Annotated in this window: 19 protein-coding genes; 14 read left to right on the top strand and 5 right to left on the bottom strand. The window is 62.1% G+C overall.

Annotation, left to right across the window (positions count from 1 at the left end; all coding sequences use genetic code 11):
* Window positions 1–7: 7 nt before the first annotated feature.
* Both BM216_RS03150 and BM216_RS33230 read right to left on the bottom strand, forming a co-directional pair.
* Window positions 8–1,582, bottom strand: a complete 1,575-nt coding sequence (locus BM216_RS03150) for an FGGY-family carbohydrate kinase (RefSeq protein ID WP_092994718.1) — start codon at window positions 1,580–1,582, stop codon at window positions 8–10.
* Window positions 1,579–1,848, bottom strand: a complete 270-nt coding sequence (locus BM216_RS33230) for a hypothetical protein (RefSeq protein ID WP_143102715.1) — start codon at window positions 1,846–1,848, stop codon at window positions 1,579–1,581. Before BM216_RS33230 ends, BM216_RS03150 begins: the two co-directional genes overlap by 4 nt.
* A gap of 522 nt (window positions 1,849–2,370) precedes the next feature.
* Between BM216_RS33230 and BM216_RS03145 the strand changes: the two genes are divergently transcribed.
* From BM216_RS03145 to BM216_RS03115, 7 genes are all read left to right on the top strand, one after another.
* Window positions 2,371–3,027, top strand: a complete 657-nt coding sequence (locus BM216_RS03145) for a DUF2291 domain-containing protein (RefSeq protein WP_092994715.1) — start codon at window positions 2,371–2,373, stop codon at window positions 3,025–3,027.
* Window positions 3,024–4,565, top strand: a complete 1,542-nt coding sequence (locus BM216_RS03140) for a sugar ABC transporter ATP-binding protein (protein WP_092994712.1) — start codon at window positions 3,024–3,026, stop codon at window positions 4,563–4,565. Before BM216_RS03145 ends, BM216_RS03140 begins: the two co-directional genes overlap by 4 nt.
* A gap of 22 nt (window positions 4,566–4,587) precedes the next feature.
* Window positions 4,588–5,640, top strand: a complete 1,053-nt coding sequence (locus BM216_RS03135) for an ABC transporter permease (protein WP_092994709.1) — start codon at window positions 4,588–4,590, stop codon at window positions 5,638–5,640.
* Window positions 5,641–5,753: 113 nt separating this feature from the next.
* Window positions 5,754–6,701 (top strand): D-ribose ABC transporter substrate-binding protein, encoded by a 948-nt coding sequence (locus tag BM216_RS03130; protein ID WP_092994706.1) that lies wholly within the window; start codon window positions 5,754–5,756, stop codon window positions 6,699–6,701.
* 180 nt (window positions 6,702–6,881) lie between these two features.
* Complete coding sequence (locus BM216_RS03125) at window positions 6,882–7,730, top strand: DeoR/GlpR family DNA-binding transcription regulator (protein WP_092994703.1); 849 nt, start codon at window positions 6,882–6,884, stop codon at window positions 7,728–7,730.
* A 42-nt stretch (window positions 7,731–7,772) separates the two neighbouring features.
* Window positions 7,773–9,302, top strand: a complete 1,530-nt coding sequence (locus BM216_RS03120; protein WP_092994700.1) for an FGGY-family carbohydrate kinase — start codon at window positions 7,773–7,775, stop codon at window positions 9,300–9,302.
* A 43-nt stretch (window positions 9,303–9,345) separates the two neighbouring features.
* Window positions 9,346–11,094: a glycerol-3-phosphate dehydrogenase/oxidase gene (locus tag BM216_RS03115; protein WP_092994697.1), complete on the top strand. Its 1,749-nt coding sequence runs from the start codon at window positions 9,346–9,348 to the stop codon at window positions 11,092–11,094.
* A 101-nt stretch (window positions 11,095–11,195) separates the two neighbouring features.
* On the opposite strand, the gene BM216_RS03110 is transcribed toward BM216_RS03115, so the two are convergent.
* From BM216_RS03110 to BM216_RS03100, 3 genes are read right to left on the bottom strand one after another with little or no spacing between them, the layout of a single operon-like run.
* Entirely contained in the window at window positions 11,196–12,323 is a 1,128-nt protein-coding gene (locus BM216_RS03110; RefSeq protein ID WP_092994694.1) for an acyl-CoA dehydrogenase family protein, read from the bottom strand.
* Window positions 12,320–13,525 (bottom strand): acetyl-CoA C-acyltransferase, encoded by a 1,206-nt coding sequence (locus BM216_RS03105; RefSeq protein ID WP_092994691.1) that lies wholly within the window; start codon window positions 13,523–13,525, stop codon window positions 12,320–12,322. The genes BM216_RS03110 and BM216_RS03105 overlap by 4 nt, the downstream gene beginning before the upstream one ends.
* 21 nt (window positions 13,526–13,546) lie before the next feature.
* Window positions 13,547–14,314 carry a 3-hydroxyacyl-CoA dehydrogenase gene (locus tag BM216_RS03100; protein ID WP_092994688.1) on the bottom strand — a complete coding sequence of 256 codons (768 nt, stop codon included), beginning with the start codon at window positions 14,312–14,314 and terminating at the stop codon, window positions 13,547–13,549.
* Between the two features lie 132 nt (window positions 14,315–14,446).
* On the opposite strand from BM216_RS03100, the gene BM216_RS03095 reads away from it, so the two are divergent.
* From BM216_RS03095 to BM216_RS03065, 7 genes are all read left to right on the top strand, one after another.
* A complete protein-coding gene (locus BM216_RS03095; RefSeq protein ID WP_092995117.1) occupies window positions 14,447–15,457 on the top strand; it encodes an AraC family transcriptional regulator in 1,011 nt (336 codons plus the stop codon).
* A gap of 162 nt (window positions 15,458–15,619) precedes the next feature.
* Window positions 15,620–16,852: a 3-methyl-2-oxobutanoate dehydrogenase (2-methylpropanoyl-transferring) subunit alpha gene (locus tag BM216_RS03090; protein ID WP_177230694.1), complete on the top strand. Its 1,233-nt coding sequence runs from the start codon at window positions 15,620–15,622 to the stop codon at window positions 16,850–16,852.
* A 2-nt stretch (window positions 16,853–16,854) separates the two neighbouring features.
* Window positions 16,855–17,868, top strand: coding sequence for an alpha-ketoacid dehydrogenase subunit beta (locus BM216_RS03085; protein ID WP_092994682.1), 1,014 nt, complete (start codon window positions 16,855–16,857; stop codon window positions 17,866–17,868).
* Between the two features lie 3 nt (window positions 17,869–17,871).
* Entirely contained in the window at window positions 17,872–19,140 is a 1,269-nt protein-coding gene (locus BM216_RS03080; protein ID WP_092994679.1) for a dihydrolipoamide acetyltransferase family protein, read from the top strand.
* Window positions 19,141–19,143: 3 nt separating this feature from the next.
* Window positions 19,144–20,538, top strand: coding sequence for a dihydrolipoyl dehydrogenase (gene lpdA, locus BM216_RS03075; RefSeq protein ID WP_092994676.1), 1,395 nt, complete (start codon window positions 19,144–19,146; stop codon window positions 20,536–20,538).
* Between the two features lie 36 nt (window positions 20,539–20,574).
* Window positions 20,575–21,738, top strand: coding sequence for an acyl-CoA dehydrogenase family protein (locus BM216_RS03070; protein WP_092994673.1), 1,164 nt, complete (start codon window positions 20,575–20,577; stop codon window positions 21,736–21,738).
* Entirely contained in the window at window positions 21,738–23,333 is a 1,596-nt protein-coding gene (locus BM216_RS03065) for a carboxyl transferase domain-containing protein (protein WP_092994671.1), read from the top strand. Before BM216_RS03070 ends, BM216_RS03065 begins: the two co-directional genes overlap by 1 nt.
* Window positions 23,334–23,344: the final 11 nt, after the last annotated feature.

Here is a 23,344-nt window from a genome sequence, read left to right as displayed (position 1 = left end):
ACTTGGTTTATGCGCCGTCGGGTACCGGCGTCGTGGCGGCGGCGAGCTTGTCCCAGGCGGGGGCGATTGCCGTGCGGATATCCGCATAGGCGTCAAACAGGCGGTCGAAGCGTGCAGCTTCCGCCGGATCCGGCTTTTCTACATCGCCGAGGAGCGGAGTCACCCAGTCGGCAATGCAGTCGTCCATGGTCGAGTAGACGCCCACGGCGACGGCCGCCATCATCGCCACGCCGGCCGCACCCGTCTCTTCACGCTGCGACTGGCGAATGGGCGCATCGACCGCGGCCGAGAGCGAGCGACGCAGGGCGTTGGACCGTGTCGCTCCGCCGGTAACGCGCAGTTCTTCCGGCATGGCGCCCATCGCTACATAACAATCGCGGGTCGCGAGCCCCAGGCCCTCGACGACGCTGCGGATGAGGTCGGCGAAGCCGTGGCGGGTCGAGAGACCAGTAAAGCCCGCCCGCGCATTGGCGTTGACGAAGGGGCCGCGTTCTCCCGCCTCGGAAATATAGGGATGATAGAGGACCGAACCCGGCCTGCTGTCGGCAAACCAGCCGTCGATGCGGGCGATCAGTTCGGCATGCGAGACGGACTTGCCGGCATCCGCCATCAGGGATGACGCGATGCCGAGGATCCAGTCGATATTGATCGTCGAGCCCATGTTCGTCTGGACCTGGGTGACGATGCCCGGGATCGGTAGGGCAATGACATAACCCGTGCCTTCGCGGTTGAGATGGACGTCGGCGACGGACTTGGCGCGCATATGCACGCCGGTCGAGCCGATCGTCGAGCACGCGGCGTTAAGCCCGCCGCTTCGGACGCCGGCGCCGAGAGCCGTCATAACCATGTCCACATAACCGAGGCAGACGGGCGTGCCGGCCAGAAGACCGCAGGCCTTGGCCGCGTCGGCGGTCAGCGGATGACTGATCTCCGTTCCCTCGATGATCTCGGGCAACAGCCCACGCCGCCGGCCAAGGCCGAGGGCATCGATCACCACCTCGTCATACTGGCGGTTGCGGAAATTGCCGAAGGTGAAGCTCGCTTCGGACGGGTCGGTGGCGCGCACGCCCGTCAGGTTGAGATAGAGCCAGTCCTTGCAATGCAGGGCGACCTCGGCACGATCGAGGAGATCGGGCATGAGCCGGTCCATATGGGCAAGCTGGGTTCCCTGCTGGCAGGTGTTCAGCCCGGTTCCTGTCGCTTCGAAGCGCGCCCGGTTCAAATCTCCTGAAGCAAGCGAGGTGACGGTCGGCGCGGCGCGGGCGTCGAGCCAGAGCCAGGCGTCTGTGGCAGGCTGGTTATCGCGCCCGACAAGCCAAGTTCCGTCTCCCTGTCCGGTGACGGCGACGGCCGCGGTGCGTGATGCGAGGTCGGTGACCTTTTCGCCGAGCCCGCGCAATGCGCTGGCGCAATCGATCCAGGTCTGAGGCAGCGACTGGGTGGCCGAGCCGTCGTCGCCGGTCGCATATCTGTTGCGGACGGAAGCGGACGCGAGCTGCTTTCCGGAAAGATCGAAGGCAACTGCCTTGATGACAGAGGTTCCGGCATCGATGCCGATAATGATGTTCTGAGCTGATGTCATTGCTGGGCTATCTCGCCAACAATATGCATCCCGTGGCGGGCAATGCGCGCGTGAAATTCATTCTCATTCCTCCCGATCGGCCGGCTGCCTGCCTTCAGCAGCCGTACTTTCGCGTCCTCGATCCGCAATATGGGCATGAATTCAGGTGCCAAATTCGACGCGAGGATCAATCCGCTTGGTTTCGAGCCTCCCAAGACCCATGCAGAACATAACATAAAGATATCATCTTGCCAGCAATAATTTTCTGGCAATGAAATTTTTTTCAACTAAAATTCTGTGTGCGATGATTTTGGTGGCTCGCCCATTCTAGGTGAGGGGGACGCGGTGCGGCGACCGTATGCTGTTTATGAAAATCAGAATTTATCGCGTTTTATCATGGGCTTGATGCGTTGGGCGTCGATGCCACAAGCTTCGCGAATTTTGCGGCATCTGCTAAATTTTGGTGCGCCGCAGTAAGTCGTTTGATGCATCACAGTTAGGCGATCTGCTCAAAATCCGGCAATAGGCCCGTTGACAAGCGTCAAAACTTATAACAATCTTTTCGCCATAAATAACACATTTCTATCACGGGGCCGTATCTCGGATAGAAGCTGCAGGCCCAGCGATTGGAGGAGACAAGCGCCGGGTTCTGTGAGGAGGAGGCAATGCGGATGATGATCCAAAACAGCGTTTCGAATATCGCCCGGCCGGCTGTCATGCCCGTGCCGCCTGACGTGCGCATGCCGCTGCGTTCGATATCCCGCTAACTCCTCCACGACACCAGTTCAAAACCGGAAGGCCGTACGGATATGAGTACACAGCCCGCCCATGCAGCCCGCAAGCCCGCGACCGGCAATCTCAAGCTCATCATCGGCGCAGCGCTTGCCGTCGTCGTTGTCGGCGCGATCGCGCTCGACACGACGGTCGTCACAATCGGTTCGGAGGGAGATGTCCGCAAACAGGCGTTTTCACCGGAAAGCTATGGTGCGGAGCAATTCCCGAAGATCCAAGCGGATGTCGAGAAGCGCGCCGTTGCAGCCGCTGAGCTTGCAACCGCAATTGCCGCTGACAAGAAGGCGGCGGGCGAAAAATACGGTATCGCCACCAGCACCGGCCCGGTCATTCCCGTAACGCTGACCGGTACCTTCTCGACCCGCAAGTCGAGCGTCAACGAAATGAAGATAGATGGCCTGCCTCCCGAGACGGTGGTCCGTGTCCAGACCGGCCCTGCGGTCAACGGCACGGACCTCCGCGATGCCACGGGCACGATCGAGTTCGGCCAGTTCACCAACCAGATCCAGTATCAGGACGCCGGTTCAGGCATCAACAACGAGATGAAGAAGGCGGTGCTGGGCGGTCTCGATGTCGATACGCTCGACGGAAAGTCGGCCACCGTGGTCGGCGTTTTCAAGCTCATCAATCCGAAGAACTGGCTGGTCACGCCGGTAAAGGTCGAAGTCAAATGAGCGAGGCAAGCCCCACTCATATCGACCAGCGTGAGGTCGTTCTCGCCGCCCGCGACGTCGCAAAGTCCTATGGCAGCGTCCATGCGCTGAAGGGCGTCAATTTCGACATCCATCGCGGCCAGGTGACGACGCTGTTCGGCGAAAACGGTGCCGGCAAGTCGACGCTGATGAAGATCCTGTCGGGCGTGGTAAGGCCGACATCCGGGGAGATCATTCTCGACGGTGCGCCGATCAGCTTCAATTCGTCCACACATGCGCGCGACTGCGGCATCTCCATCATTCACCAGGAACTCAGCCTGGCGCCCAATCTCAGTGTCCGCGACAACATCTTCATGGGCCGCGAGATCATCAAGGGCGGTTCCGTCGACTTTGCCGAGGAAGAGCGGCAGACGCGCATTCTGATGGAAGAGCTGGAAGAGGACATCGATCCCCTGACGCCCGTCGAGGACCTGCGTCTCGGCCAGCAGCAGATCGTCGAGATCGCCCGCGCGCTTTCTGTCAATTCGCGCATCCTGATCATGGACGAACCGACATCGGCCTTGAGCGCGACCGAGGTCGAGGTGCTGTTCAAGGTCATTCACGACCTGACCGACCGCGGCGTTTCGATCGTCTATATCTCGCACCACCTGGAAGAAGCGCTGCAGATCACCGACCACGCCGTGGTGCTGCGCGACGGCCGCATGACGGCCTATGCCAAGCGCGAGGATATCGACCTCGAATGGATCGTCCGCAACATGGTCGGCGATAACTTCGATCTCGGCAATCCGCCAGACAGCCAGTTCGGTGAGGTGGCTTTGTCCATCGAAAGCCTTTCGGTTCCAGGCCCCTCGGGCGCCGCCTACAATGCGGTCGACCGGCTTTCTCTCAATGTCCGCGCCGGGGAGATCGTCTGCATCTACGGCCTGATGGGCGCTGGCCGCACCGAATTGCTCGAATGCGTGGCCGGACGACTGAGCGCGAGCGGCGGCCGCGTTCTGCTCGAAGGGCAGGATGTCGGGGCACGCAGCATTGCCGGACGTATTGCAGACGGGCTCGTGCTCGTGCCGGAGGATCGCCAGCGGGATGGTCTCGTGCAGACCATGTCGGTCGGTTCGAACCTGTCACTCGCCAGCATAGGCGCTTTCACCAAGGGGCTGTTCACCTCAGGAGGCCGCGAACGGAGCCTGGTGAATGAATCGATCCGCAGCGTCCACGTGAAGACCGATGGCGGCGAGGCGGCGATCGGTTCCCTCTCCGGCGGCAATCAGCAGAAGGTGGTGATCGGCAAGATGCTCGCCACCCATCCGAAGGTCATCCTGCTCGACGAACCGAGCCGTGGGATTGATATCGGCGCCAAGGCGGAAGTCTTCAAGCTGCTCGCCGAACGCGCAAAACAGGGCCTCGCGGTCATCTATTCGACGTCCGAAGTCAACGAGTGCCTCAGCATCGCGCATCGCATCATCGTCATGCATCGCGGCAGGATCTCGGCCGAGTTCGACTCGAGCGTCACCAAGGAAAAGATCATGGCCGCCTCCGGCGAAGCCGTGGTCGCGCACTAGCCCGGAATATGGAGAGCTGATTATGTCAGTCACGAATGTCACCGATAACAAGTCAGTCGCGAACGGGCAGAAGCGCAAGATCAATTTCGTGCACCTGCTGCTTGAAGGACGCGCATTCTTTGCGCTGATCGTCATAATCGCGGTCTTCTCGTTCCTGTCGCCCTACTATTTCTCGGTCAACAACTTCCTGACCATGGCCTCGCATGTGGCGATCTTCGGCATTCTGGCGATCGGCATGCTGCTGGTCATCCTGAACGGCGGCATCGATCTGTCGGTGGGCTCAACGCTGGGCCTCGCCGGATGTATCGCCGGCTTCCTGATGCAGGGGGTCACGCTGCCGCAGTTCGGCGTCATCTTGTATCTGCCGGTCTGGGCCGTCGTCGTCGTCACCTGCCTCGTTGGCGCGCTTGTCGGTGCGGTCAACGGCGTACTGATCGCCTACCTCCGTGTGCCCGCCTTCGTCGCATCGCTCGGCGTGCTTTATGTCGCCCGCGGTATCGCGCTGCTGATGACCAACGGCCTGACCTACAACAATCTCGGCGGCCGTCCCGAACTCGGCAATGCCGGCTTCGACTGGCTCGGCTTCAACCGGCTTGCCGGCATTCCGATCGGCGTCATCGTGCTCGCCGTGCTGGCGATCATCTGCGGCATCGTTTTGAGCCGCACCGCCTTCGGCCGCTGGCTCTATGCTTCGGGCGGCAATGAGCGGGCTGCGGAACTCTCCGGCGTTCCAGTCATCCGCGTAAAGGTCCTGGTTTATGTCCTGTCGGGCATCTGCGCGGCCATCGCCGGCCTCGTGCTGTCGTCGCAGCTGACCTCAGCCGGTCCGACGGCCGGCACGACCTACGAACTGACGGCGATTGCTGCCGTCGTCATCGGCGGCGCGGCGCTGACCGGCGGCCGCGGCACGATCCGCGGCACCATGCTCGGCGCCTTCGTCATCGGTTTCCTGTCGGATGGTCTCGTGATCATCGGCGTCTCCGCCTACTGGCAGACCGTCTTTACCGGCGCGGTGATCGTTCTCGCCGTCCTGATGAACAGCATCCAATATGGCCGCCGCGGACGATCGTCCTGATCTGCGGCCAGCATAACTTATCCACGACGGCAGGCTCCATTCGCGCAAAGGCCGATTGCGGAAAGCACCGCCGGGAAACCGGTAAAACCAAGTCACTCAATGGGAGAGAGATTATGTTCAAAAAAGGCATGCGCGTTATCCTGGCAGCTGCGGCTGTCGCACCTCTGTTTGTCAGCTCCGCCTGGGCGGCCGGAATGATGACGGTCATCGTCAACGATCCGTCCAACCCCTACTGGCTGACCGAAGGAAATGTCGCCAAGGCCGCGGCCGAAAAGCTCGGCTATACGGCGACCGTAGGTGCCCACAAGGGTGACACCAACACCGAAAGCAACCTGATCGACACCGCCATCACCAACAAGTCGGTGGCGATCATCCTTGATCCGGCCAATGCCGACGGCTCGGTCGGCGCGGTGAAGAAGGCCGTTGCTGCCGGCATTCCGGTCATTCTCGTCAATGCCGAAATCAACCAGGAAGGTCTCGCCAAGGCACAGCTCGTATCCAACAACGCCCAGGGCGCGGCTATCGGTGCCCAGCAGTGGGTCGAGGCTGTCGGCGACAAGGGCAAGTATGTCGAGCTCTTCGGCTCGCCGTCCGACAACAATGCTGCAACACGCTCCAACGGTTATGAGACTGTGCTGACGCAGTATCCGGACCTGCAGAAATCCGGCCAGGAAGTCGCGAACTGGGATCGTACCCAGGGCCATAACAAGATGCAGTCCCTGCTGCAAGCCAACCCGGATATCATCGGCGTGATTTCCGGCAATGACGAAATGGCGCTCGGTGCGATCGCTGCACTGAAGGAAGCCGGCAAGCTGAAGGACGTCAAGGTCGGCGGCTTCGACGGTTCGCCGGATGCAGTTGCCGCGATCAAGGCTGGTGACCTGCAGTACACTGTTCTCCAGCCGGTCGCGATCTTCTCCGAAGAGGCCGTCAAGCAGGCCGACAGCGTCATCAAGACGGGCAAGACCGGCGTGGACAGCGAAAAGCAGCTCTTCGATTGCTTCCTGATCACCAAGGACAATGTCGACAAGTATACGGCGCCGTTTGTTCTCGAGCAGTAAGGTTCAGATGGGCGCCCCGATTGGGGCGCCCATTCGATGTCCAGGCGCTCGCTATCGAGCGCCGTGATTCAACAGACCAGGCTTTTGGGCTCTCGCGCCCATCTCGCTTCGCCGTTTTTGCCTCTGTCGGGCAATCACTATACGAAGCTGAGGCATCGAACTCAGCGACAGGGGTGATCCGTGAAAGAGAAAACCAGCCAGGGTGAAGACCTGTTGGAGCAATTGACGAGCGATAGCCGCCAGACGCGGCAGGTCGCGCGCCGCCGATTGATCGCCGAGGCTGTGATGAACGAAGGCTCGATGCGGATCGAGGACCTGACCGATCGCTTCGGCATCAGCCTGATGACGGCGCATCGCGACGTCGATGAACTGGTCAGCCGCGGTCTCTTCCGGAAAACACGCGGTATCGTCACCGCCGCCGCCACCAATCTGATCGAATCCAGCGACGTCTACCGCTCGAACCGCCAGGCGACGGAGAAAAGACTGATCGCGGCCGCGGCCATGCAGTTCGTCGAGCCGGGACAGGCCATCTTCTTCGACGATTCGACGACCGTGCTGCAGATGGTGCCCCATCTCTCGTCCAAGGCGCCGATCACGGCCATCACCAATTCGCTGACGCTGATGAACGCCTTGACGGGCGCCCATGACGTGACGCTGCTTGCACTTGGCGGCCAGTATTACAGCTGGTGCAATGCCTTCATGGGGCGGATGACGATCAGCGAGATCAAGGCGTTGAGGGCCGACATCGCTTTCATCTCCATGTCGGCGATCAGCGACGGCGTGGTGCTGCACCAGTCGCCCGAGACGATCGATACAAAGCGCGCGATGTTCGACTGTTCCGTCAAGCGGATCCTGCTTGCCGATCACACCAAGTTCGAGCGCCGGGCGCTTCACAGCTTTGCGGCGCTCGAGGATTTCGATGTCGTCATCGTTGATGACAAGCTTCCGGCGGAGCAGGTCGATCGCATGCGGGCGAAGAATATTGATGTAGTTGTCGCCAGGAGTACGACCGCGCGGTCATCATCGTGATCGGGCGTGCCGCTGAGGCGCATTGGAAGGTTTGAGGCATATATGCCGAGTTTGCTTGGGATCGACAGCGGCCTGACCGTCACCAAGGCCGTCATCTTCGACATCGATGGCACGCAGCTTGCCGTTGCCAGACGCCGTGTGACGCAGTTCATGCCGAAGGCGCATTATGTCGAGCGCGACATGGACGAACTCTGGAGCGCGACAGCCGATGCGATTCGGGAAGCGATCACGCTCTCCGGCCGGCAGGCCGATGATATCCAGGCGATTGCCGCAACCGCTCACGGCGACGGCATCTATCTCGCAGATAAGGAGCATAAGCCGCTCGGTCGGGCAATCCTGTCGCTCGACAGTCGGGCCGGCCCGGTTGTCGACCGGTGGCAGGCGGACGGGGTATCTGACCGGTCGCTGGCGCTGACCGGGCAGGTACCGCATGTCTCGGCCCCCTCGGCGCTGCTCGCTTTCATTCGGGAAGAGGAGCCGGAGCGGTTCAGGCGCATCGGCCATGCGATGAGCTGCAAGGACTGGCTGACCTTCTGCCTGTCGGGCATTATCGGCACCGATCGCACCGAGGCGAGCACGTCCTTCACGGATGTCCAAACGCAGGAGTACAGTGAGGAAGCGCTTCGTCTCTTCGGCCTGCAGGATCTCGCCCACGCCCTTCCTCCTATGTCCCAGTCCGACCGGATCGTCGGACGCGTGACGCGCGAGGCGGCCGAGCGAACAGGGCTTGTCGAGGGGACGGCGGTTGTTGCTGGCCTGCACGACGTGATGGCATCGGCGCTCGGGGCAGGGCGTTATGCCGAAGGCACGGTCGCGCTGATCGCCGGCACATATTCGATCAACGAGACGCTGTCGTCGGAGCCGCGGGTCGATAAGCGCTGGTTCTGCCGCAACGGTATTACGCCCGGCAGCTGGAACAATATGTCGATCTCGCCGGCATCATCCGCCAATTACGAATGGTTCCTAGAAACGCTTTGCGGCGCCGAGCGCGCTGATGGCGAGGCGTGCGGAAAATCGATCCACTCGCTTCTGGCGCCGGAGATAGAAGCGGCGATGGAGCGGCCATCGACGGTGCTTTTCCACCCTTTCCTTTTCGGTTCTCCCTATGGAGCTGCGGCCAGCGCAAGCTTTTTCGGCCTAGGCGGCTGGCACGACCGGGGCGACATGCTGCGCGCGGTGCTGGAAGGCATTGCCTTCAACCACCGCATCCATGTGGACGCATTGCGCGAAGGCTTTGCCTTCGACAAGGCAAGTCTCGCCGGTGGCGTCTCCCGCAACCCCGCGGTCGCTCAAATGTTTGCCGACGTACTGGGCATGCCGGTGACCGTGACGGAGACCGACGAGGCGGCCGCCTGGGGCGCAGCCCTCTGCGCCGGGTCCGGTGCCGGCATCTATGCCGATCCGCGAAGCGATCCGCGCGATATCGCAAGCATCGCGAAAACCTACCGGCCGGATCCGACGCGCAGTGCCGATATGGACAGCCGCTATCGGGTTTTCTGCGAGATCGCCGAAACGATGGCGCCGTTGTGGCCGAAGATCGGCGCTCTCGCGCGGGAACAGCCGACCAACTGACGCGCCGGATTGCTATCGACATATATTTCAGGACGACAAGACAATGACCCCCGACTTACAGACGCGCTTCGAAACCCTCCAGGAAACCGATATCGACGTCCTGATCATCGGCGCCGGTATCAACGGCGCGGGCCTTTTTCGCGATCTTTCGGTTCAGGGCGTCAATTGCCTCATTGTCGATAAGGCCGATTTCGGCTCGGGCACCAGCGCGGCGCCCTCTCGGCTCATCCATGGCGGGCTGAAATATCTGGAGACGGGCGAGTTCGGGCTCGTCGCCCAGTCGACGCTGGAGCGCAATCTTCTTCTGAAAAACGCACCCCACTGCGTCGAACCGCTGCCGACCTTCATTCCGGTGTTTTCCTGGACACGCGGCATCTGGGCCGCCTTGCGCACGCTGTTCGGGTCCAAGACCGCACCGCGCAGCCGCGGCGCCATTCTGGTCAAGATCGGCCTCGGGCTCTACGACTTCTTCGGCTCGCGCGACCGGGTGATGCCGCGCCATCGGCTGATCCTGAAGGGCAGGGCGCGCCAGGAAATGCCGCATGTGACGCCGGCGATCGTTGCCGGCGGGATCTATTACGACGCGAAGGTCAGCCGCCCCGAAAGGCTCGTCTACGAACTGGTCAGCGACGGGCTGGCGGCCAACGAAAAGAGCCTTGCCAGCAATTTCGCAACGCTGATGGAAAGCCGCGATGGCCGCGTGACCTATCGGCGGCCCGATGGTCGCGAATTCACGATCGCTCCGAAGCTGGTCGTCAACGCAGCCGGTCCCTGGATCGACCACGTCAATGCCGCCCTCGGTAGCCCGTCCAAGCTGATCGGCGGCACCAAGGGCTCGCATATCCTGCTCGACCATCCCGAACTGGTAAAAAGCCTCAACGGCCACATGATCTATTTCGAGGCGGACGACGGGCGCATATGCCTTGTCTACAGCTATCTCGGCCTGGCGTTGGTTGGCTCCACGGATATTCCCGCAGATGATCCCGACAACGTGCGCTGCGAGGAGCCGGAAACCGACTATTTCCTCGAAAGCGTCCGTTCTCTGCTGCCGAGTTTGACATTCGATCGCAGCCAGGTCGTCTACAGTTATAGCGGCATCCGCCCGCTGCCGGCATCGGATGCGACCGCGCCGGGCCTGATCAGCCGCGATCACTCCGCTCCCGTTAAGGAACCGGAGCCCGGCAGACCGTTTCCGATCATCTCGCTCGTCGGCGGCAAGTGGACGACATTTCGCGGTTTTGCCGAGGAGGTTGCCGATACGGTGCTTTCCCGTCTGCAGCGCTCGCGCAGCCGATCGACCCGTTATCTCGCAATCGGCGGCGGTAAGGATTTCCCGACGAGCGAACAAGCGCGAAGCGAGTGGGCAAGGGAGCTGGCGGGCCGAACCGGTGTTTCGGTTGAGCGTGCCGAGGAACTGCTCCGCCGTTATGGGACGACGGCCGCTGCGCTTCTTTCCGGCGCTTCGACCCATTCTGACGATGAGCGGCTTTCCGGTGCGCCGGACTACAGTTTCCGGGAGATCGACTGGATCGTCCGAAACGAGATGGTCGTCCATCTTTCTGACGTCGTTCTGCGTCGCACGACTTTGGCCATCGAAGGGCGATTGACGCTGGCAGGACTACGGGAAATTGCTGGCATTGCGGGCGCCGCGCTATCCTGGGATGCCGGGCGCGTTGCGGCGGAAATCGAGGATGTCGTCACCCAACTCGACCGATTTCACAGCCAGAAGCTGACGGACGAGGGGCTCCGCACCGAACGGGATTTGTCTCCGGACCGGCACGGGGATAGCTGAAATGCAGGAGATCACCGGCCTGACCACCAGCCATGTCGTTTGTCGAGGCACCTGTGGACGTGCGCCGGTCGATGACTAGTCGTACCCCCCCGATCTCCTTCTCAGAGATTGCGTGCGATGACCATGCGTTGGACGTCGCTCGTCCCCTCGTAAATCTGGCAACTTCGCACGTCGCGGTAGATGCGCTCGACCGGATAGTCGCTGATATAGCCGTATCCGCCGTGGATCTGGATCGCGTCGGAACAGACGCGCTCAGCCATTTCCGACGCAAAGAGTTTCGCCATCGAAGCCTCGGACAGGCAAGGCAGGCCTGCCTCCCTTAGCGAAGCGGCATGCCAGACGAGCTGCCGCGCCGCTTCTATCCTAGTCGCCATGTCGGCAAGACGGAAGGCAACGGCCTGATGATCGACAATCGCCTTTCCGAAGGCTTTTCGTTCCCGGGCGTAGTCGCGCGCCGCCTCGAATGCCGCCTGCGCCATGCCGACGGATTGCGCCGCAATGCCGATCCGGCCTCCTTCCAGATTGGCGAGCGCAATGCGATAACCCTCTCCTTCCGCGCCGAGCCTGGCTTCTTCGGGAACCCGCATCTCGGTGAAGGCGATCTGGCAGGTATCCGAGGCATGCAGCCCCAGCTTTTCCTCGACGCGGATCACTTCATAGCCGGGCGTATCCGTCGGGACGATAAAGGCGGTAATCCCCTTCTTGCCCGCATCGGGATCGGTGACGGCGAAGATGATGATCACCTGGCCGTTCCTGCCCGAGGTGATGAACTGTTTGGCGCCGTTGATCACGTAGTGGTCGCCATCGCGGCGGGCGCGTGTCTTGAGGTTCGAGGCGTCCGAGCCTGCCTGCGGCTCGGTCAGCGCGAAGCCGCCGATCCATTCGCCGGAAGCGAGACGCGGCAGAAAACGCTCCTTCTGGGCTTCTGTGCCGAATTTGAGGATCGGTACGCAGCCGACAGAACTGTGGACGCTCATGATCGTCGAGCAGGGCCCGTCGCCGGCGGCGATTTCCTCGACTGCGGCTGCATAGGCAAGCACGCCGGTATCGGAGCCGCCGTAGGTCTCCGGCACCAGCATGCCGAGAAGCCCGAGCGCGCCCATCTCCTTCAACTCCTCTTGCGGAAAACGATGTTCCCTATCTCGTGCCGCGGCACCCGGCGCCAGGCGCTCGCGGGCAAAGCTGCGCGCCATCTCGCGGATCTGTTGCTGAAGCTCCGAAAGGATCATCTGCCTTCTCCCGATCGGGATCGCTCGATGGCAATGGCCGTCGCCTCACCACCGCCAATGCAAACTGCTGCCATGCCGCGTTTTAGATCGTAGCGTTGAAGTGCCGCGAGCAGGGTCACGAGGATGCGCGCGCCTGAAGCGCCGATCGGGTGGCCGAGCGCGCATGCCCCGCCATGGACATTGACCTTGTCATGCGGCAGGTCGAGATTCCGCATCGCCGCCATGGCGACGACCGCGAAGGCCTCGTTGATTTCGAACAGATCGACATCGGAGAGCTGCATGCCTGTCCGCTCGGACAGTTTTTGCATGGCGCCGATCGGCGCGGTGGCGAAGAGAGCGGGTTCCTGCGAATGCGTGGCGTGACCGATGATCGTCGCGAGCGGAACAAGCCCCCGGCGTTCCGCTTCCGAGCGCCGCATCAGCACGAGCGCCGCAGCTCCGTCGGAAATCGAGCTTGAATTGGCAGCGGTCACCGTTCCACCATCGCGGAAAGCGGGTTTCAGGGTCGAGATCTTGTCTAGCCTTGCCTTGCGGGGTTGCTCGTCTTGCCTCGCCACGTGCTCGACCTTGCCCGTCGAGACCGTTACAGGCACGATCTCATTGTCGAACCATCCTTCCGCGATTGCCCTTTGCGCCCGCGTGAGCGAGGCGATGGCGTATTGATCCTGTCCCTCGCGGGTGAACTGGTAGGCTTCGGCGCAATCCTCGGCAAAACCTCCCATCGACCGGCCTTTGTCGTAGGCGTCCTCAAGGCCGTCGAGAAACATGTGGTCCAGCACGCGGCCATGTCCCAGCCTGTATCCGCCTCGCGCCCGATCCAGGAGGTAGGGTGCATTGGTCATGCTTTCCATGCCGCCGGCCACGCCGATCGAGGCACTTCCGGCCGCGATCGCATCATGGGTTATCATGACCGCCTTCATGCCCGAGCCGCACATCTTGTTGACCGTCGTCGCCCCCGTGGCAACGGGAAGGCCCGCGTGGATTGCCGCTTGTCGCGCCGGCGCCTGTCCCTGGCCTGCAGGCAGGACGCAGCCGAACACGACTTCATCGACAGACTCCGCCTCCACACCACCGCGCTCAAGTGCGGCACGAATGGAAGCGGCACCGAGATCCGATGCAGTTGCATGCTTCAGTTCGCCCTGAAAGCTGCCGATCGCCGTGCGGGCCATCCCGACAATAACGATGGGATCCTGTAATCGCATGTCTCCTCCTTCAGCCGCCGATCAGCGGACACCCATCCGAATTGCGCCGTCGAGGCGAATGACCTCCCCGTTCAGCATCGTATTTTCCAGGATATGGCGGACCAGGGCCGCGAACTCCGATGGCCGCCCGAGGCGCGGCGGAAACGGCACGCTGCTCGCGAGTGACTCTCGCACCTCTGTCGGCATCGCTGCCATCATCGGCGTTTCAAAAATGCCCGGTGCGATGGACATTACGCGAATGCCGTAGCGTGCCAGCTCGCGGGCGATCGGCAGCGTCATCGCGGCTATTCCGCCTTTCGAGGCGGAATAGGCTGCCTGCCCGATCTGCCCGTCGAAGGCTGCAATCGAAGCGGTGTTGATGATCACGCCGCGCTCGCCCTCGGTGTCGGGCACGTTATCCTTCATCGTATCGGCAGCCATGCGGAGTAGGTTGAAGGAACCGACCAGATTGACTGTGATAGTTCGGGCAAAGCTCTCCAGATCGTGTGGACCTTCACGGCCGATGACCTTCTGCGCGGGTGCGATGCCGGCGCAATTTATCAATCCGCGCAGATTGCCGAAGGCATTGATTGCCGCCGCAACAGCGGCTTTGCCATCTTCTGCGCTGGTGACGTCGGTCAGGACGAAATGCACGCTGCCGGAAAATTCGCGCGCGATAGCCTCGCCTTTGTCGCCATCGAGGTCGGCAATCACGACGCGACCGCCCGCTTCGGCGAGCATGCGGACCGTCGCGGCTCCAAGGCCGGAACAGCCCCCCGTGACAATGAAAGCGGCATCGCGGATGAACATTGCGCTATACCTTCCTTGCCGTGGGGTCCCTCAACGCGAACGGCAAACGGAATTTTATAAGCTTTCACTGTTGCAAGCGATGACGGAAGTGATCCATTATTTCGGTCAGTTTTGCCACTCTGGTTTGGGATGATGGCCGAGATCGAGCGACATATGATAGCGCCGGGCTTCGTCGAAGAGGCACTCGACAGCCTGCGTCGCAGCGGACGGCCGGTCGAACCGCTGCTTGCGCAACTCGGTCTTCCAACTGTCGTCGAGCAGCCTGTTTCGGCGCGTACTTTCGGGCAGCTATGGCTGGCGCTGGCTGCAGAGCTTGATGACGAATGTTTCGGTCTCGGTGCTCGACCGATGCCGCGCGGCAGCTTCACACTGCTGTGCCATTGCGTATTACATGCCCCGACGCTCGATCGTGCCTTGCGCCGCGCACTGCGCTTTCTCAACCTCGTCCTCGGCGACCCGACAGGCCGTCTTGTCATCCGTGACGGAATAGCGGAGGTCCAGCTCAGCGAGGAAGGAGAGCCGAGATCGGCCTTCGCCTATCGCAGCTACTGGATCATCCTGCACGGACTGATCTGCTGGCTCGTTGGGAGGCGCATTCCCATCCGGCTCGTCGATTTTCGCTGCAGCGAACCGACGCGGAGCGAGGATCATCGGCTGTTCTTCGGCGCTCCCATTCGGTTTTCGCAACCGGTCAGCCGGCTGGGTTTCGACAGTGCATTGCTTGCCCTGCCGATATCTCGCAGCGAGCAGGCGCTCAGGCAATTCCTGAGGGGAGCGCCCGCAAATATTCTCCTGCGCTACAGGTATGACGCGGGCACGGCAGCGGCAGTGCGGCGGCGTCTGGCCCAAAGAGGCCCCGCCGACTGGACAAGCTTTTCAGCACTTGCCGGCGATATGCGCATCTCGCCGTCGACCCTTCGTCATCGGCTGCATGACGAAGGGCAAAGTTATGCCGCCATCAAGGACGAGATACGCCGCGACCTTGCGCGGGGAATGCTGAAGGACACGCGCGAGACCGTCGGCGAGATCGCCACGCAGCTTGGCTATTCTGAACCGAGCGCGTTTTACCGTGCCTTCCGGAAATGGATGGGTGTGAGCCCTGAAGCATATCGAAGAGGCGAGACCTCGGCGGCAATTCGCTAGGGCAGCCTGCGTCTGAATGCTTTGCCTCGCCAACAATCCGGCTATGGCAAAACTGTCCGAAAATTCCGAGCGGTTCGGTCATGGCTTGCCATTGGCGCGACGAATACCATTCTTTCGTGATCGACGCGCTTTTGAGGAGAAGAGCGGGTCGATCGGGAGGAAGTGATGGATACCGGTCATCTGAGTCTGCACGTCCCGGAGCCCGCGGTGCGGCCTGGTGGGCAGCCCGACTTTTCCAATGTCAGGATTGCCAGGGCCGGCGCCGTGCCGCGCCCGGATATTGACGCGGCAGCGGAGGATATTCGCGATCTCGCCTATTCGATTATCCGCGTCCTGAACCGGGACGGGGAGGCTGTTGGTCCCTGGGCCGGACTTCTGTCCGATGACGATCTGCGAACCGGCCTGCGCAACATGATGATGTTGCGTGCCTTCGATGCCCGCATGCTGATGGCGCAACGTCAGGGCAAGACATCCTTCTACATGCAGCACCTTGGTGAAGAGGCCGTCAGCTGTGCCTTCCGCAAGGCGCTCAGGAAGGGCGACATGAACTTTCCGACCTATCGGCAGGCGGGTCTCCTCATCGCCGACGAATATCCGATGGTCGAGATGATGAACCAGATCTATTCGAACGAAAACGACCCTCTTCGCGGGCGGCAACTGCCGATCATGTATTCGTCGAAGGAGCATGGCTTCTTCACCATTTCCGGCAACCTCGCCACGCAATATGTTCAGGCCGTCGGCTGGGCCATGGCGTCGGCGATCAAGAACGACAGCCGCATCGCCGCAGCCTGGATAGGCGACGGCTCGACGGCGGAATCGGACTTTCATTCGGCACTCGTCTTTGCCTCGACCTATCGGGCGCCGGTGGTTCTCAACGTCGTCAACAATCAATGGGCCATTTCCACATTCCAGGGCATTGCTCGCGGCGGCTCCGGCACCTTTGCCGCCCGTGGCCTCGGTTTCGGCATCCCGGCACTTCGGGTCGATGGCAATGATTATCTTGCCGTCCACGCCGTCGCCTGCTGGGCTGCGGAACGGGCGCGGCGCAATCTCGGCCCGACTTTGATTGAATACGTCACCTATCGAGCGGGCGCGCATTCCACATCAGATGATCCGAGTGCCTACAGACCGAAGACCGAATCGGAAGCCTGGCCGCTTGGCGATCCGGTATTGAGGCTGAAGAAGCACCTGATCCTGCGCGACCTCTGGTCGGAAGAGCGGCATGTCCAAGCCGAGGCTGAAATCATGGATGAAGTGATCGCCGCCCAGCGGGAAGCTGAGGAACATGGCACGATGCACGCCGGCGGACGTCCGTCCGTGCGCGATATTTTCGAAGGCGTCTATGCGGAAATGCCGCCGCATCTGCGTCGCCAGCGGCAGACGGCGGGATACTGACCATGGCCCGAATGACGATGATCGAGGCGGTCAGGAGCGCCATGGATGTCGCCATGGGGCGGGACGACGATGTCGTGGTGTTCGGAGAGGATGTCGGTTATTTCGGCGGCGTCTTCCGCTGTACCCAGGGACTGCAAACGAAATACGGCAAGACGCGCTGTTTCGATACGCCGATCAGTGAATCCGGCATTGTCGGCACCGCGATCGGCATGGCGGCTTATGGGCTGAAACCGTGTGTCGAGATCCAGTTCGCCGATTACATGTACCCGGCCTATGACCAGCTGACACAGGAAGCAGCCCGCATCCGCTATCGCTCCAACGGCGATTTCACATGTCCTATCGTCGTGCGCATGCCGACGGGCGGCGGCATCTTCGGCGGACAGACCCACAGCCAGAGCCCGGAGGCACTGTTCACCCATGTCTGCGGCCTGAAAGTGGTCGTGCCTTCCAACCCCTATGACGCCAAGGGCCTGCTGATTGCGGCGATCGAAGACCCCGACCCGGTGATGTTCCTGGAACCCAAGCGGCTCTACAACGGTCCCTTCGATGGTCATCACGAGCGGCCGGTGACGCCGTGGTCGAAGCATGAACTGAGCGACGTGCCGGATGACTATTATTCGATCCCGATCGGCAAGGCGGAAGTGCGCCGACAAGGCTCGGCCGTCACCGTCATCGCCTATGGCACGATGGTGCATGTGGCACTGGCCGCTGCCACCGATACCGGCATCGATGCCGAGGTAATCGATCTTAGAAGCCTCCTGCCGCTTGATCTCGATGCGATCGTCACGTCGGTTGCCAAGACGGGCCGCTGCGTCGTCGTCCATGAAGCGACACTCACTTCGGGCTTCGGCGGGGAAATTGCAGCGCTGATACAGGAACATTGCTTCTACCATCTCGAGGCTCCCGTCATGCGCGTCGCCGGCTGGGATACGCCTTACCCGCATGCGCAGGAATGGGACTATTTTCCCGGCCCGGCCCGCGTCGGGCGCGCGCTGACAGATGTCATGGAAGCCTAGGCCATGGGTGAATTCATCATCAAGATGCCCGATGTCGGCGAAGGTGTTGCAGAGGCAGAGATTGTGGAGTGGCTGGTCAAGATCGGCGACCCCGTGCGGGAGGACATGGCGGTCGCGGCCGTGATGACCGACAAGGCGACGGTGGAGATTCCTACTCCCGTCAGCGGAACGGTTGTCTGGCTCGGCGGCGAGATCGGCGATACGATCGCGGTCAGGTCGCCGCTGATCCGAATTGAAACGGATGGCGAGGACAACGGCGCTGCCGTTCCTCCGCCGGCTTCGGTCACGACCGAAGAGCCCAAGCCCGAACAGGCCGCACCTGCTGAAATCCCTGAAAAATCATCGTCACCCGCGCCCTCAACCGCATCACCTCCTCCGCCGCGTCCGGCGACCGAGATGGACAAACCGCTGGCGGCACCGTCGGTGCGGCTGCTGGCACGCGACAACGGTGTGGACCTGCGCCAGATACGCGGTACGGGTCCTGCCGGACGTATCCTGCGCGAAGACGTCGAGCAGTTTCTTGCCCAGGGCATGGAGGTGCAGCCGGCGCGGCAGGACCTCGCGAAGAAGACCTCGAAGGAAGAGATCAAGCTCATCGGCCTTCGTCGCCGGATCGCCGAGAAAATGGCGCTCTCCATCTCGCGCATCCCTCATATCACCTACGTTGAAGAGGTCGATGTGACGGCGCTCGAGGAGTTGCGCGCAACGATGAACGGCGCGCGCAAACCTGACCAGCCGAAACTCACTCTTCTGCCTTTTCTGATGCGGGCGCTGGTGAAAGCGATTTCGATACAACCGGATGTCAATGCCATATTCGACGACGATGCCGGCATGCTTACCCGTTTCGGCGCCGTGCATATCGGCATTGCCACGCAGACGCCTTCGGGCCTCACTGTCCCCGTCGTCAGGCATGCCGAGGCACGCAGCATCTGGGATTGCGCGACGGAAATGATGCGGCTGGCGGAAGCAGCCCGTGCAGGCACCGCCACGCGTGATGAGCTAACCGGCTCGACGATCACGATCAGTTCGCTCGGCGCGCTCGGCGGCATCGTCTCGACGCCAGTCATCAATCATCCGGAAGTGGCGATAGTCGGCGTCAACAAGATCGCCACCCGCCCGGTCTGGGACGGCGCGCAGTTCGTGCCCCGCAAGATGATGAACCTGTCCTCCAGCTTCGACCATCGCATCATCGACGGCTGGGACGCCGCAACCTTCGTCCAGCAGTTGCGCACGCTGATCGAGGCGCCGGCGCTGATCTTTATCGAAGGTTGAGCCATGAAAGAGATCGTCTGCAAGCTTCTTGTCATCGGTGCCGGACCCGGCGGCTATGTATGCGCCATCCGCGCAGGACAACTCGGCATCGACACGGTGATCGTCGAGGCGAGCCGGCCGGGCGGCACCTGCCTGACAGTCGGCTGCATCCCTTCCAAGGCGCTGATCCATGCAGCAGAGACTTTGGATGCCACACGGCAGATGGCGAACGGCAAAAATACCATGGGCATCCGCGTCGAGGCCCCGTCGATCGACTTGTCCGGCACCATCGGCTGGAAAGACGGGATCGTCGACCGGCTGACCGGCGGCGTCGTCGGCTTGCTGCAGAAGGCGCGCGTCAAGATCGTCTCCGGTCGTGCCCGTTTTCGCGACGGCAAGACGGTTGAGGTCGAAACAGAGACCGGCCAGCAGATCATCCGCGCCGAAACGGTGGTCATCGCCACCGGCTCCGATCCGGTCGAGCTTGCCGCACTGCCTTTCGGCGGGCGGGTCATTTCTTCCACCGAGGCCCTGTCGCTCAGGGAGCTGCCGAGCAAGCTCATCGTCGTGGGCGGCGGTTATATCGGGCTTGAACTCGGCACTGCCTTCGCCAAGCTGGGTTCCGAGGTGACCGTGGTTGAAGCGACGGAACAGGTCCTGCCCATCTACGATGCCGATCTGGTCAAGCCGGTGACACGTCGGCTCGTCGAACGCGGTATCAAGGTTTTCACCAACGCCAAGGCGGTCGGGCTTTCCGACAAGGGTGATGCGCTTGTCGTGGAAGGATCGGGCGGGCGGCAGGAACTTCCGGCGGAGCAAATTCTCGTCGCGGTCGGGCGGCGACCGCGCAGTGTCGGATCGGGTCTGGAAGACCTCGATCTCGATCGGTCCGGCCCCTATCTGCGTATCGACGATCGCTGCCGTACATCGATGCGCGGCGTCTATGCGATCGGAGACGTCACCGGCGAGCCGATGCTGGCGCATCGCGCCATGGCGCAGGGCGAGATGGTTGCGGAGATCGTTGCCGGGCGAAAGCGTGCCTGGGACAAGCGGTGCATCCCGTCGATCTGCTTCACCGATCCGGAAATCGTCAGCGCCGGCCTTTTGCCCCGCGAGGCGCGTGCGCTGGGCTATGAAGTGAAGGTCGGGCAATTCCCTTTCACGGCCAACGGACGGGCTATGACGATGCAGGGCGAAGACGGTTTCGTGCGGGTCGTCGCGCGTGCCGATACCAATCTGGTGCTCGGCCTGCAGGCGGTCGGGTCGGTCGTGTCGGAGCTTTCGGCCGCATTCTCGATGGCGATCGAGATGGGCGCCCGGCTGGAGGATATTGGCGGCACGATCCACGCGCATCCGACACGCAGCGAGGCTCTGCAGGAGGCGGCGCTGAAGGCGATGGGGCATGCCTTGCATATTTGAGCCGGCTGAAAGGCGTTCCGTGAGGAGGAGGCCCATATGATTGAAATGGATTTCGGACTGAGCGAGATGGCGGCCTCCATCCGCGACACGACACGCCGCTTCGCCGGCGAGCGCATTGCGCCGATCGCGGACGAGATCGACCGCAAGGACCGCTTTCCCGTCGAACTCTGGCCAGAAATGGGCGCGCTTGGCCTGCACGGCATCACGGTGGCCGAAGAGGACGGCGGACTTGGGCTCGGTTATCTCGACCATGTCGTCGCCTGTGAGGAAATCAGTCGTGCCTCGGCCTCGGTCGGCCTCTCCTACGGGGCGCATTCCAACCTCTGCATCAACCAGATCTCGCGCTGGGCTACGCCTGAACAGAAGAGGAAATACCTTCCCGGCCTGATTTCCGGAGAACATGTCGGCAGCCTTGCCATGTCCGAGACGGAGGCGGGATCGGATGTCGTCTCCATGCGGCTACGGGCAGAGAAGGCCGACAACGGTTTCCGCCTCAATGGCACGAAATTCTGGATCACCAACGCGCCCTATGCGCAAACACTGGTCGTCTACGCCAGGACGACGCCCGGCGCCGGATCGAAAGGCATAACCGCCTTCCTGATCGAGAAGGACTTCGCCGGGTTCGCCATCGGCCAGAAGATAGACAAGGTCGGCATGCGCGGCTCGCCGACGGCAGAACTCGTGTTCCATGACTGCTTCGTGCCGAGTGAAAACGTGATGGGACCGGTGGATGGCGGCGTGAAAGTGCTGATGTCGGGTCTCGACTACGAGCGGGTCGTGCTGTCCGGAATCCAGCTCGGGATCATGCAGGCCTGTCTCGATGTCGTCCTGCCCTATGTACGGGAGCGAAAGCAGTTCGGCTCACCGATCGGTGGCTTCCAGCTCATGCAGGCCAAGATAGCCGACATGGTCGTGGCACTGAATTCCGCACGAGCCTATGTCTATGCCGTGGCGCGCGCCTGCGATGCCGGCCGAACGACGCGGCAGGATGCTGCTGGCGCGATCCTCTACGCCTCCGAATGCGCGGTGAGGGTGGCCGAACAGGCTATCCAGGCGCTGGGCGGTGCGGGCTACACGAAAGATTGGCCGGTGGAGCGCTTCTGGCGCGATGCCAAGTTGCTCGATATCGGCGCAGGCACCAATGAAGTCCGCCGCATGCTGATCGGCCGCGAAGTCATCGGCTTGGGAGGCAATGGCTGATGCCCTCGATCCGCACGCTGCTCGACCGCGATTCCAGCGGCTTCAAGGCTAATGAGGCTCATAACCGCGCCCTTGCCAAAGAGTTGCGGGCGAGGGTGGCAAAGGCAGCGCTCGGCGGATCGGAAAGCCACCGGGAGCGTCATGTCGCACGCGGAAAGCTCTTGCCCCGTGACCGGGTGCAGCGCTTGCTCGACCCCGGCTCGCCCATTCTGGAAATCGGGCAGCTTGCCGCGGGCGGGATGTATGGGGACGAAGCGCCGGGTGCAGGCATGATTGCCGGCGTCGGCCGGGTGTCAGGCCGCGAGTGCATGATCGTCGCCCATGATCCGACCGTTAAGGGAGGTGCCTATTTCCCGTTGACGGTGAAGAAGCATTTGCGGGCGCAGGAGATCGCTTTCGAAAACCGCTTGCCCTGCATCTACCTGGTGGATTCCGGTGGCGCCAATCTTCCGCATCAGGCGGAAGTCTTTCCTGACCGCGAGCATTTCGGCCGGATCTTCTACAATCAGGCGCAGATGTCGGCGGCAGGCATTGCCCAGATTTCCTGCGTCATGGGCAGTTGCACGGCGGGCGGTGCCTATGTGCCGGCCATGTCCGACGAGACGGTGATCGTACGCAATCAGGGCACCATTTTCCTGGCTGGCCCGCCACTGGTGAAAGCGGCCACGGGAGAGGTGATCTCAGCCGAAGAGCTGGGCGGTGCGGAAACCCACGGCCGCAAGTCGGGTGTCATCGACCATGTCGCCGAGAATGACGAACATGCGCTGCTCATCGTCCGGGATATCGTGGCAACACTCAACCGGCCCAAGAGCGTCGATATCGAGGTGACCACGCCACGGCCTCCCGCCTTCGACGCCCAGGACCTCTATGGCGTCGTGCCACAGGATGTGCGCACGCCCTACGATGTGCGGGAGGTGATCGCACGCATCGTCGACGGCTCGGATTTGCAGGAGTTCAAACAGCTCTACGGATCGACCCTCGTCTGCGGGTTCGCCCGCATATGGGGCATTCCGGTCGCCATCCTCGCCAATAACGGGGTGCTTTTCTCGGAGAGTGCGCTCAAAGGCGCGCATTTCATCGAGCTTGCCTGCCAGCGCAGCATTCCGCTGCTTTTTCTGCAGAATATTTCCGGCTTCATGGTTGGCGGCAGATACGAGGCGGAGGGCATCGCCAAGAACGGCGCCAAGCTGGTAACCGCGGTGGCGACCGCATCCGTTCCAAAGATCACCGTACTGATCGGCGGCAGTTTCGGTGCTGGCAACTACGGCATGTGCGGCCGTGCCTATCAGCCGCGCTTTCTGTTTTCCTGGCCAAATGCGCGGATCTCCGTCATGGGCGGTGAGCAGGCGGCATCTGTTCTGGCTTCCGTCCACCGCGACGCCGAGAGATGGAGCGCTGCGGAGGCCGAAGCCTTCAAGGTTCCGATCCGACAGAAATACGAAGACGAGGGAAATCCCTATTATGCGACCGCAAGGTTATGGGACGACGGCGTGATCGATCCTGTCCAGACCCGCGATGTTCTGGGCCTCGCGTTTTCCGCGACGCTGAATGCGCCGATCCCCGAGCGCGCGCAGTTCGGCCTGTTCCGGATGTGAGGAGGGTGACA

Source organism: Rhizobium sp. NFR07 (assembly GCF_900111905.1).
Lineage (GTDB): Bacteria > Pseudomonadota > Alphaproteobacteria > Rhizobiales > Rhizobiaceae > Neorhizobium.
This window is presented reverse-complemented; position numbering and strand designations above follow the sequence as displayed.

Excerpts from the sequence above, each read along its gene's own strand:
- BM216_RS03100 (WP_092994688.1), bottom strand. The coding sequence starts at position 14,314 with ATGTTCATCCGCGATGCCGCTTTCATTGTCACGGGGGGCTGTTCCGGC.
- BM216_RS03120 (WP_092994700.1), top strand. The coding sequence starts at position 7,773 with ATGCCGAGTTTGCTTGGGATCGACAGCGGCCTGACCGTCACCAAGGCC.
- BM216_RS03110 (WP_092994694.1), bottom strand. The coding sequence starts at position 12,323 with ATGATCCTTTCGGAGCTTCAGCAACAGATCCGCGAGATGGCGCGCAGC.
- BM216_RS03085 (WP_092994682.1), top strand. The coding sequence starts at position 16,855 with ATGGCCCGAATGACGATGATCGAGGCGGTCAGGAGCGCCATGGATGTC.
- BM216_RS03145 (WP_092994715.1), top strand. The coding sequence starts at position 2,371 with ATGAGTACACAGCCCGCCCATGCAGCCCGCAAGCCCGCGACCGGCAAT.
- BM216_RS03130 (WP_092994706.1), top strand. The coding sequence starts at position 5,754 with ATGTTCAAAAAAGGCATGCGCGTTATCCTGGCAGCTGCGGCTGTCGCA.
- BM216_RS03135 (WP_092994709.1), top strand. The coding sequence starts at position 4,588 with ATGTCAGTCACGAATGTCACCGATAACAAGTCAGTCGCGAACGGGCAG.
- BM216_RS03105 (WP_092994691.1), bottom strand. The coding sequence starts at position 13,525 with ATGCGATTACAGGATCCCATCGTTATTGTCGGGATGGCCCGCACGGCG.
- BM216_RS03080 (WP_092994679.1), top strand. The coding sequence starts at position 17,872 with ATGGGTGAATTCATCATCAAGATGCCCGATGTCGGCGAAGGTGTTGCA.
- BM216_RS03115 (WP_092994697.1), top strand. The coding sequence starts at position 9,346 with ATGACCCCCGACTTACAGACGCGCTTCGAAACCCTCCAGGAAACCGAT.
- BM216_RS03150 (WP_092994718.1), bottom strand. The coding sequence starts at position 1,582 with ATGACATCAGCTCAGAACATCATTATCGGCATCGATGCCGGAACCTCT.
- BM216_RS03065 (WP_092994671.1), top strand. The coding sequence starts at position 21,738 with ATGCCCTCGATCCGCACGCTGCTCGACCGCGATTCCAGCGGCTTCAAG.
- BM216_RS03070 (WP_092994673.1), top strand. The coding sequence starts at position 20,575 with ATGATTGAAATGGATTTCGGACTGAGCGAGATGGCGGCCTCCATCCGC.
- BM216_RS03095 (WP_092995117.1), top strand. The coding sequence starts at position 14,447 with ATGGCCGAGATCGAGCGACATATGATAGCGCCGGGCTTCGTCGAAGAG.
- BM216_RS03140 (WP_092994712.1), top strand. The coding sequence starts at position 3,024 with ATGAGCGAGGCAAGCCCCACTCATATCGACCAGCGTGAGGTCGTTCTC.
- lpdA (WP_092994676.1), top strand. The coding sequence starts at position 19,144 with ATGAAAGAGATCGTCTGCAAGCTTCTTGTCATCGGTGCCGGACCCGGC.